8 protein-coding genes are annotated in these 9,667 nt (G+C 61.8%); 4 read left to right on the top strand and 4 right to left on the bottom strand.

Features of this window, described 5'->3' with window-relative positions; all coding sequences use genetic code 11:
* The first annotated feature begins 24 nt into the window (after positions 1-24).
* On the top strand, positions 25-957 hold the full coding sequence (gene epsC / locus MJ643_RS29565; RefSeq protein WP_013970438.1) for a serine O-acetyltransferase EpsC: 933 nt from the start codon (positions 25-27) through the stop codon (positions 955-957).
* A 322-nt stretch (positions 958-1,279) separates the two neighbouring features.
* Positions 1,280-3,241, top strand: a complete 1,962-nt coding sequence (gene betT / locus MJ643_RS29560) for a choline transporter BetT (RefSeq protein WP_164842874.1) — start codon at positions 1,280-1,282, stop codon at positions 3,239-3,241.
* A gap of 126 nt (positions 3,242-3,367) precedes the next feature.
* Here betT and tauD read toward each other — a convergent pair whose 3' ends face one another.
* From tauD to tauA, 4 genes are read right to left on the bottom strand one after another with little or no spacing between them, the layout of a single operon-like run.
* Entirely contained in the window at positions 3,368-4,201 is an 834-nt protein-coding gene (tauD, locus tag MJ643_RS29555; protein ID WP_015268590.1) for a taurine dioxygenase, read from the bottom strand.
* Positions 4,202-4,249: 48 nt separating this feature from the next.
* On the bottom strand, positions 4,250-5,089 hold the full coding sequence (gene tauC / locus MJ643_RS29550; protein ID WP_013970441.1) for a taurine ABC transporter permease TauC: 840 nt from the start codon (positions 5,087-5,089) through the stop codon (positions 4,250-4,252).
* Positions 5,086-5,874 (bottom strand): taurine ABC transporter ATP-binding subunit, encoded by a 789-nt coding sequence (gene tauB / locus MJ643_RS29545; protein WP_013970442.1) that lies wholly within the window; start codon positions 5,872-5,874, stop codon positions 5,086-5,088. Before tauB ends, tauC begins: the two co-directional genes overlap by 4 nt.
* 27 nt (positions 5,875-5,901) lie before the next feature.
* Entirely contained in the window at positions 5,902-6,873 is a 972-nt protein-coding gene (gene tauA / locus MJ643_RS29540) for a taurine ABC transporter substrate-binding protein (protein ID WP_013970443.1), read from the bottom strand.
* 508 nt (positions 6,874-7,381) lie between these two features.
* Here tauA and MJ643_RS29535 point away from each other — a divergent pair.
* Together MJ643_RS29535 and MJ643_RS29530 are read left to right on the top strand one after the other, a co-directional pair.
* Positions 7,382-8,716, top strand: a complete 1,335-nt coding sequence (locus tag MJ643_RS29535; protein ID WP_013970444.1) for an OprD family porin — start codon at positions 7,382-7,384, stop codon at positions 8,714-8,716.
* Between the two features lie 165 nt (positions 8,717-8,881).
* Positions 8,882-9,520: a peroxiredoxin gene (locus MJ643_RS29530; protein WP_013970445.1), complete on the top strand. Its 639-nt coding sequence runs from the start codon at positions 8,882-8,884 to the stop codon at positions 9,518-9,520.
* Positions 9,521-9,667: the final 147 nt, after the last annotated feature.

The raw sequence follows: 9,667 nt of genomic DNA, 5'->3' as shown, positions 1-9,667 counted from the left end.
GGCCTCTTCAGGCAGGAGAAAACCGTGAGCGAACAACCTTCATCCGGGCACTGGCAGTTGCAGAGCATCGTCACCGGCCTGCGCGGCGCCCGTGAACAATGGCGCACCCGCAATGGCCGCAGCAGCGGCGAGCAGGGCGGGCGTGAGCTGCCTTCGCGCGAAGCGATGCGGCACATCCTGGAGCAACTGTGCGGCGCACTGTTCCCCATGCGCCTTGGCCCGGTCGACCTGCGCGAAGAAAGCGAAGACTTCTACGTCGGCCATACGCTGGATGCCGCCCTGACCGCCTTGCTGGCCCAGGCCCGCCTGGAGCTGCGCTACGCCGCACGACAACGCAAGGGCGAACTGGCCGGCGTCGATGCCCATGCGCTGAGCCTGGTGCAGGGATTCGCCGCCGCCCTGCCGGGGCTGCGCGTGCTGCTGGACACAGACGTGCTGGCCGCCTATCACGGCGACCCGGCTGCGCGCAGTGTCGATGAAGTGCTGCTGTGCTACCCGGGCATCCTGGCGATCATCCACCATCGCCTGGCGCACCATCTGTACCAGGCCGGCCTGCCGCTGCTGGCGCGGATCAGCTCGGAGCTGGCGCATTCGGCCACTGGGATCGATATTCACCCCGGGGCGCAGATCGGCCCGAGCTTCTTCATCGACCACGGTACCGGCGTGGTGATCGGCGAAACCGCGATCATCGGCGAGCGTGTGCGCATCTACCAGGCGGTGACCCTGGGCGCCAAGCGCTTCCCCAGCGATGAATCGGGCACCCTGCACAAGGGCCTGCCACGCCACCCGATCGTCGAGGACGATGTGGTGATCTATGCGGGGGCCACGGTGCTGGGGCGGATCACCATCGGCAAAGGCTCGACCATTGGCGGTAATGTGTGGCTGACCCGCAGTGTGCCGGCCGAAAGCAACATTACCCAGGCCAACCTGCAGCTGGATTGCCAGGACAAGAACTGATCTGGCATTTCATTGGCCTGTACCGGCCACTTCGCGGGTAAACCCGTTCCCACAGATTCTGCATCTTGTGCAGTACCTGTAGGAGCGGGTTTACCCGCGAAAGGGCCGGAACATGAGGGCACCAATCAGCGCCCCAATTCGCATTGAAATCCGATCCATGTTTAACTTGAACGCTTGTTCAATGAAAAAACGCTGGTCCGCTGCCGGTGTTCAACAGGAGGATTCCTTTGCTGAACCCGTTCATTCCGAGCCTTACGTCATTCGACGAGGTGCGCCCCCAATGAGTGCACCGACCCCTTCCCTTGCCAATGGCAAGATCCGCATGAACCCCCCGGTGTTCTATTTCGCGGCAAGTTTCATCCTCATCTTCGGCCTCGTGGTCATTTCCTATCCGCAAGCAGCAGGCGACTGGTTGCTGGCGGCGCAGAACTGGGCGGCCAACACGGTCGGCTGGTACTACATGCTGGCGATGACGCTGTATCTGGTCTTCGTGGTGGTCACCGCCTTGTCCGGCTACGGCAAGATCAAGCTCGGTGCCGACCACGACGAACCCGAGTTCAGCTACCTGTCGTGGGCCGGCATGCTGTTCGCCGCCGGCATCAGCATCACCTTGTTCTTCTTCTGCGTGTCCGAACCCCTGACCCACATGCTGCAGCCGCCCCAGGGCGAAGCGGGCACGGCCGAGGCCGGGCGTCAGGCGATGCAGATCCTGTTTCTGCACTGGGGCCTGCATGGCTGGGGGGTGTTCGCCTTCGTCGGCATGGCCCTGGCCTACTTCGCCTATCGGCACAACCTGCCGCTGGCCTTGCGATCGGCGTTGTACCCGCTGATCGGCAAGCGCATCAACGGGCCGATCGGTTATGCAGTGGACGGCTTCGGCATCATCGCAACGGTGTTCGGCCTGGGTGCCGATATGGGTTTTGGCGTGCTGCACCTGAACGCCGGCCTCGACTACCTGTTCGGCATCGATCACAGCCAGTGGGTGCAGGTACTGCTCATCACCCTGATGATGGGCGCGGCGGTGGCCGTGGCCGTGGCCGGGGTGGAGAAGGGGGTGCGGGTGATGAGCGACATCAACCTGTTCCTGGCCTGCGCGCTGCTGCTGTTCGTATTGTTCGCCGGGCCTACCCAGCACCTGTTCAACACGCTGATCCAGAACCTCGGCGATTACCTGGGTGCCTTGCCGCGCAAGAGCTTCGACGTTTATGCCTACGGCGAGAACCGCGACTGGCTGGGCGGTTGGACGGTGTTCTACTGGGCCTGGTGGATTGCCTGGGCGCCGTTCGTGGGCCTGTTCATCGCCCGCATCTCCCGTGGCCGCACCATTCGCGAGTTCGTCTTTGGCGTGCTATTGATTCCGCTGGGCTTCACCTTGGCGTGGATGTCGATCTTCGGCAACAGTGCCCTGGACCAAGTCATCAACCACGGCATGACAGCGTTGGGCCAGTCGGCGCTGGATAACCCGTCGATGAGCCTGTACCTGCTGCTGGAGACCTACCCCTGGAGCAAGACGGTGATCGCCGTGACGGTGTTCATCAGCTTTGTGTTCTTCGTCACCTCGGCCGATTCGGGCACCGTGGTGCTGTCGACCTTGTCGGCCAAGGGCGGTGATGCGGACGAGGATGGGCCGAACTGGCTGCGTATCTTCTGGGGGGCGATGACCGCGCTGATCACCAGCGCGCTGCTGTTCGCCGGAAGCATCGACTCGCTGAAGTCGGCGGTGGTGCTGACCTCATTGCCGTTCTCGCTGATCCTGCTGTGCATGATGTGGGGGCTGCACAAGGCGTTCTACCTGGAGTCGCAACGGCAGATCGCGCAGATGCATTCGCTGGCCCCGTTCGCCCAGTCACGCCGCGGCCGTGGCGGCTGGCGCCAGCGCCTGAGCCAGGCGGTGCACTTCCCGTCGCGTGATGAGGTGTACCGCTTCATGGACGACGTGGTGCGCCCGGCAATTGCCGATGTGCGTGAAGTGTTCGAGCAGAAGGGCCTGGTGCTGATTACCCAGGACGACCCGAGCCACGACAACGTCAGCCTGAAGATTGGCCATGGCGAGGAGCAGCCGTTCATTTACCAGGTGCAGATGCGTGGCTATTTCACGCCATCGTTCGCCCTGGCTGGGCTGGGTACCCAGGAGTTGAAGAACCGCCGTTACTACCGGGCGGAGGTGCACCTGAGCGAAGGCAGCCAGAACTATGACCTGGTGGGCTACAGCAAGGAGCAGATCATCAACGACATCCTCGACCAGTACGAAAGGCACATGCAGTTTCTGCATCTGGTCAGGTAATAACCTGTACCGGCCTCTTCGCGGGTAAACCCGCTCCCACAGGTATAACACTGGCTTCAATACCGGTGCGGTACCTGTGGGAGCGGGTTTACCCGCGAAGAGGCCGGCACTGCTGATGCATCTCTATCAGAAGGGCGCATCCCCGAGGATGGTCGCCCGATGCATCACCCGCCGGTTCGGCCGGTAGTCATCCACCGCAAAATGCTGGGTCACGCGGTTGTCCCAGAACGCCACGTCATTCTCCTGCCACCGCCAGCGAATGCTGAACTCCGGCCGCGTCGCATGGGCGAACAGCAGTTTCAACAGTGCCTCGCTTTCCAGTTCGCCCAGCTCATTGATGCGCGTGGTGAACCCCTCATTGACGAACAGCGCCTTGCGCCCGCTCACCGGATGCGTGCGCACCACCGGGTGCGACAGCGGCGGGTTGTTCCGCCGGGTTGCTTCCCAGCGCGCCAGGTCTTCCGGCGTGGTACCAAAGCGCTCCAGCGGGAACGACTTGGTGAAGTCATGGGTGGCTGTCAGCCCGTCGAGCATCTCGCGCAGCGGCGCCGACAAGGCTTCGAAGGCAGCGATGCCGCTGGCCCAAAGGGTGTCGCCGCCGTAGGCCGGCAACTGCTTGGCGCTGAGTACCGCGCCCAGGGCCGGGGTCGGCAGGAAGGTCACATCGGTGTGCCACACGGCGTTGTCGCGCACATCGGTCACCGCCGTGTCGAGGATAAGCACCTGCGGGGTTTCCGGCACGTTGGGGTAGATAGGGTGGATGTGCAGGTCGCCGAAGCGGGCGGCAAACCGCGCCTGCTGCTGCGGGTTGATCGGCTGGTCGCGGAAGAACAGCACCTGGTGCTGCAGCAGTGCCTGCTCGATGGCGTCTCGTTCTTCGACGGTGATATCGCGGCTGATGTCCACGCCGCTGATCTGGGCGCCGAGCGCCGGGCTGAGGGGGGTGATGGTCAGGCTCATGTCGGTCTCTTCAATCAGGCGCCAGGCTGCTGGCGTGGTCAACAGGATTCAGTGGTTCTGCCCGTGCCAAGGCACCAGTTTGCGTTGCAGGGCACGCAGGCTCATTTCCAGTGCGAAGGCGATCAGGGCGATCAGCAAAATCCCCAGCACCACCACATCGGTAACCAGGAACTGCGCCGCCGACTGCACCATGAAGCCCAGGCCGCTGGTGGCGGCGATCAGCTCGGCGGCCACCAGGGTCGACCAGCCAACCCCCAGGCCAATGCGGATGCCGGTGAGGATGTCGGGCAGGGCGCTGGGCAGGATCACGTGGCGGATCAGCTGGGCCTTGGTCGCGCCCAGTGACTGCGCTGCACGCAGTTTGGCCGGGTCGACAGTGCGCACGCCGGTAGCGGTGGCAATGGCGATGGGGGCGAAGATTGCCAGATAGATCAGCAGCACCTTGGACAGCTCGCCGATGCCGCACCAGATGACGATGAGCGGCAGGTAGGCCAGCGGCGGGATCGGCCGGTAGAACTCGATCAGCGGGTCGAGAATGCCGCGGGCCACGCGGTTGTAGCCGATGGCGATACCCACCGGGATGGCGGTGAGGGTGGCGGCAAGGAGGGCCACGCCGATGCGCCCCAGGCTGGCACCCAGGTGCTGCCACAGGCTGGCATCCATATAGCCTTGGGTCAGCAGGGTCCCGGCCTTGGCCAGGATGTCGGCGGGCGAGGGCAGGAATAGCGGCTCGATCCAGCCGACCGCGGTCACCAGCCACCAGGCCAACAGCAGGCTGGCCAGGGTCAGAGTGCTGATCCAGCGGGTGGGCAGGGGGCGGCGCAGCTTGGTGGCTGGCCGGGGTTGGGTATTGCGCTTGCCGGTGACCGGCAGGTCCAGGCTGCTCATGCGCGCTCCTGCAGGCTTTGGCGTTGAGAGAACACCCGCGCAAGTACGTGCTCGCGGGTTTCGATAAAAGCCGGGTCGGACTTGATGGCCCGCGCCGATTCACCCGCTGCGTAGCGCTGGGCGAAGTCCAGTTGCAGGCGCTCCACCACGCGCCCCGGGTTGGGCGCCAGCAGTACCAGTTCACTGGCGAGGAACACGGCTTCTTCGATGTCGTGGGTAATCAGGAACACCGGCTTGGCGGTGCGTTGCCATACCTGCAGCAACAACTCCTGCATCTGCTCGCGGGTGAAGGCATCAAGTGCGCCGAACGGTTCGTCCATCAGCAACACTCGTGGATCGGCTGCCAACGCCCGGGCCAGGCCAACACGCTGCTTCTGGCCACCGGACAATTGCCAGATACGCCGTTCGCCAAAGCCGTCGAGGTCGACCAGGGCCAGCATTTCGCGGGCCTTGGCCTCACGCTCGGCGCGTGGCACGCCGGCCAGTTCCAGGCCGAATGCGACGTTGCCCAGCACGTTCTGCCAGGGCAGCAGCGCATCGTCCTGGAACACTACGCCGCGCTCGGCGCCGGGGCCCTGGACGGGCACGCCGTCCAGGGTGATGCGCCCGCCGCTGGGGGCGACGAAGCCTGCGATGAGGTTGAGCAGCGAGGTCTTGCCACTGCCGGAAGGACCCAGGGCCACCAGCAGTTGGCGCGGCCCCAGGCTCAGGTTGATGTCGGCCAGTACCGGGGTTTCGGCACCGGGGTACTGTGCGCTGATGCGCTCCAGTTCGAGCAAGGCCATGGCAGGCTCCGGTCGGTTTCTACAGGCTTAGTTGGGGAGGTACTTGGCGCTGACGTAGGGCGAGTAGTCCGGCAGCACCGCGTCGACCTTGCCTTGCTGCTTGAGGAAGGTGGCCGTGTCGGTCAGCGCCTGGGTGGTCGATGCACCCAGTGCATTGGCCTGGTCGACGGCAAGTGGGTACACGTTGCCCTGCAGCAGCACCGGGATGTCGGCAGGCTTGGCGCCCGAAAGTTTGGCCAGCTTGCTCACGTTGTCGGGGTTCGCCAGCCAGGCTTGCGGGTTCTTGCGGTAGTCGGCGTAGGCGTCGAGGGTGACCTTGGCGAAGGCCTTGACCACGTCGGGGTGCTTGGCGGCGAAGTCCTTGCGCACGATCCATGCGTCGAAGGTCGGTGCGCCTTTCTCGGCCAGCTCGCCGGAGGTGATCAGCACCTTGCCGTTTTCCTTGGCCACACCCAGGGCCGGGTCCCAGACGTAGGTGGCATCGATGTCGCCGCGCTTCCAGGCGGCAATGATTGCCGGTGGCGCCAGGTTGAGGATCTGCACCTTGGCCGGGTCGATGTTCCAGCTCTTCAGCGCGGCCAGCAGGCTGTAGTGGCCAGTGGAGACGAAAGGCACGGCGACTTTCTTGCCGACCAGGTCTTGCGGAGTCTTGATGCTGTCGCGGGCGACCAGTGCTTCACCGGCGCCAATCTGCGTGGCGATCAGGAAGGTCTCGACCGGCAGCTTGCGGGAGGCTGCGGCGGCCAGCGGGCTGGAGCCCAGGTAGCCGATCTGCACATCGCCGCTGGCTACGGCGGTGATCACGTCGGCGCCGTTATCGAATTTGCGCCAGTCGATGCTGGCCTTGCTGGCTTTTTCGTAATCGCCATCGACCTGCGCCACCTTGGCCGGGTCGACGGTGGTCTGGTAGGCCACGGTCAGGTCAGCAGCCTGGGCCAACCAGCTGGCGCTGGCGAGGGTCAGGGCGGCGAACAGGCGCAGCGGGGCGTGCGGGATCATGGTGAACCTCTCGTCAGGCAATCGGTGTGGTGGATGACGAGAAGGCTAATTGATCTAAGAAATGTAAAATAAATAACTTTTTTGCATTAGCTTAGGAGCCAATGGTTTGAGACGCGTTAACAGGGAAACGCTGTGATTTCGCTCAATGATGAAATCCGAGAGTGCTGCTAGGCTTTTTTGTCCCGATAGAACGATACGGAATTAGGTTATGAGCAAACGTTTGCAAATAACCATTGGTTATGATGAGTGGGCTGCTTCTAACGAATAGCAGTAACAATTCCTAACATATTCCTTAAAAATCTTACCAATTCATAAAACGGTCATTTTGGATTTATAGGATTGTCATTATCCTGTAGCGCAGCTGGCGTCTTAGACCAAAGTCGCGAAACGTTTAGAAACGATTGACTTTACGGTCACCCTTTGGGACTAAATCGCCAATCCACGGTGAGCGGGGCAGCAGATCCCGCCACCAGAGATACACAAGAATTAGAACGTAGAGGAGCAAAACATGTACAAGTCCAGCCTGGCCCTGGCCGTGGCACTGGGGGTTCTCGCCCAACAAGCAGGCGCTGCCGGTTTCGTTGAAGACAGCAAGCTGTCGCTCAGCTCGCGCACCATGTACTTCAACGATGACAACCGCGAAAGCGGTATCGACCAGAAAGAAAGCGGTCAGGGCTTCAAGCTCGACTACCTGTCTGGTTTCACCGAAGGCACCGTAGGTTTTGGTGTCGACGTCCAGGCTTTGTGGGGCATTCACCTGGATGGTGGCCGTGGTAGCCGTCCAGATGCCAACAACACCTTCTTCCCAAGCGACTCCGATGGTTCGGCAGTTCACGACTGGGCACGCATTGGTGGTAACGCCAAGGCTCGCTTCTCCAAGACCGAGGTCCACTACGGTAGCGCCCTGGCGCCTATGCTGCCGATCCTGGTCTCCAACGACGGCCGTCTGCTGCCGCAGACCTTCGAGGGTGGCACCCTCCAGTCGAAGGAAATCGACAACCTGACCCTCAACGCAGGTCAACTGACCCACGCCATGGGTCGTGCTTCGAGCAACCGTACCGGTCTTTCCGTTTCTGGCGCCTTCCGCGACAGCAACAAGTTCCAGTTCGCCGGTGGTGACTACAAGCTCACTCCCGACCTGACCCTGCAGTACTACTACTCGAACCTGGAAGACTTCTACAAGCAGCACTTCCTGGGTGCTACCCACGTCTTCAAGATCGCCGACAACCAGTCGTTCAAGACCGACCTGCGCTACTTCGATAGCCGCAGCGACGGCAAGAATGGCGAGACCGGTTACGCCTTCGACAACAACGGTGGCTACGCGAAGAACACAGGCGAGGTCGACAACAAGACCTGGAGCGCCATGTTCACCTACACCCTGGGTGGCCATGCGCTGATGGTCGGTCACCAGCAGGTAGGTGACGATGGTGGTTTCGTCTGGCTGAACCAAGGTAGTGTCCGCAAGGACGGCTCCACTTCGTCGCTGGAAGGCAATGGCGGCTCGAGCTTCTACCTGTTCACCGACAGCATGATCAACCAGTTCGCTCGTGCCGGTGAGAACACCACCTTCGGTCAGTACTCCTATGACTTCGCGTCCCTGGGCGTTCCAGGCCTGAAGGCTTCGGTGGCCTACCTGCGTGGTGACGACATCCGCAACAAGTCGGGCGACGGCAGCTACAACGAATGGGAACGTGACGCACGCGTCGACTACACCCTGCAGCAAGGCACTCTCAAAGGCCTGGGCTTCAGCCTGCGTCAGGGTGTTTACCGTGGTAGCGGCGAAAGCATCGGGGACAAAGACCAGACTCGCTTCATCGTGAACTACACTTACAACTTCCTGTAAGCCGTAGCTGAACAAGAAGCCTCGCCTAGTGCGAGGCTTTTTTGTGTCTGCAATTTCATGTGTATTTTGGTTATAAACAAATCAGTATTTATTCTTTTTATTTTTAATCGAATGCAGGCACATTGAACCCACACGGTACAGAACCCAGCACAGGAGCCGCAGCCCATGAGCCTAAAACTCGGCGATATCGCCCCCGATTTCGAACAGGATTCCAGCGAAGGCAAGATCCGCTTCCACGAGTGGCTGGGCAACAGCTGGGGGGTGTTGTTCTCTCACCCAGCCGACTTCACCCCGGTGTGCACCACCGAGCTGGGCCTTACCGCCAAGCTAAAGGACGATTTCGCCAAACGTGGGGTCAAGGCCATCGCCCTGTCGGTGGACCCGGTCGATTCGCACCACCGCTGGATCGATGACATCAACGAAACCCAGAACACCGTGGTCAACTTCCCGATCATTGCCGACGCCGACCGCAAGGTGTCCGACCTGTACGACCTGATCCACCCGAACGCCAGCGACACCCTGACCGTGCGCTCGCTGTTTGTCATCGACCCGAACAAGAAGGTGCGCCTGACCATTACCTACCCGGCCAGTACCGGGCGCAACTTCAACGAAATCTTGCGGGTGATCGACTCGCTGCAGCTGACCGACAACCACAAGGTCGCCACGCCAGGTAACTGGCAGGACGGTGACGACGTGGTAATCGTGCCCTCGCTGAAGGACGAGGAAGAGATCAAGCAGCGTTTCCCCAAAGGTTACCGGGCGGTCAAACCCTATCTGCGGCTGACCCCGCAGCCCAATCGTTAAAGGATTCCTCGTTGCATTGCTCTTAGCCAAAGCAGGGATATTCGGGCCGTTTCGACGGCCCTTTTTTATGCCTGCTGAAACTGCGTTGGCTTCTTCGCGGGCATGCTGAACTGGCCTAATGATCCCGGACACCTCTTAAGGGCGATA

Origin of the sequence: Pseudomonas sp. PNPG3 (assembly GCF_023093815.1) — a bacterium.
Classification (GTDB): domain Bacteria; phylum Pseudomonadota; class Gammaproteobacteria; order Pseudomonadales; family Pseudomonadaceae; genus Aquipseudomonas; species Aquipseudomonas asiatica.
The sequence above is the reverse complement of the archived record's forward strand: the minus strand, read 5'-3'. Positions and strand labels throughout refer to the sequence as shown.

Coding starts and splice junctions, on each gene's coding strand:
- betT (WP_164842874.1), top strand. CDS start 1,280: ATGAACCCCCCGGTGTTCTATTTCGCGGCAAGTTTCATCCTCATCTTC.
- tauD (WP_015268590.1), bottom strand. CDS start 4,201: ATGAGCCTGACCATCACCCCCCTCAGCCCGGCGCTCGGCGCCCAGATC.
- tauC (WP_013970441.1), bottom strand. CDS start 5,089: ATGAGCAGCCTGGACCTGCCGGTCACCGGCAAGCGCAATACCCAACCC.
- tauB (WP_013970442.1), bottom strand. CDS start 5,874: ATGGCCTTGCTCGAACTGGAGCGCATCAGCGCACAGTACCCCGGTGCC.
- tauA (WP_013970443.1), bottom strand. CDS start 6,873: ATGATCCCGCACGCCCCGCTGCGCCTGTTCGCCGCCCTGACCCTCGCC.
- MJ643_RS29535 (WP_013970444.1), top strand. CDS start 7,382: ATGTACAAGTCCAGCCTGGCCCTGGCCGTGGCACTGGGGGTTCTCGCC.
- MJ643_RS29530 (WP_013970445.1), top strand. CDS start 8,882: ATGAGCCTAAAACTCGGCGATATCGCCCCCGATTTCGAACAGGATTCC.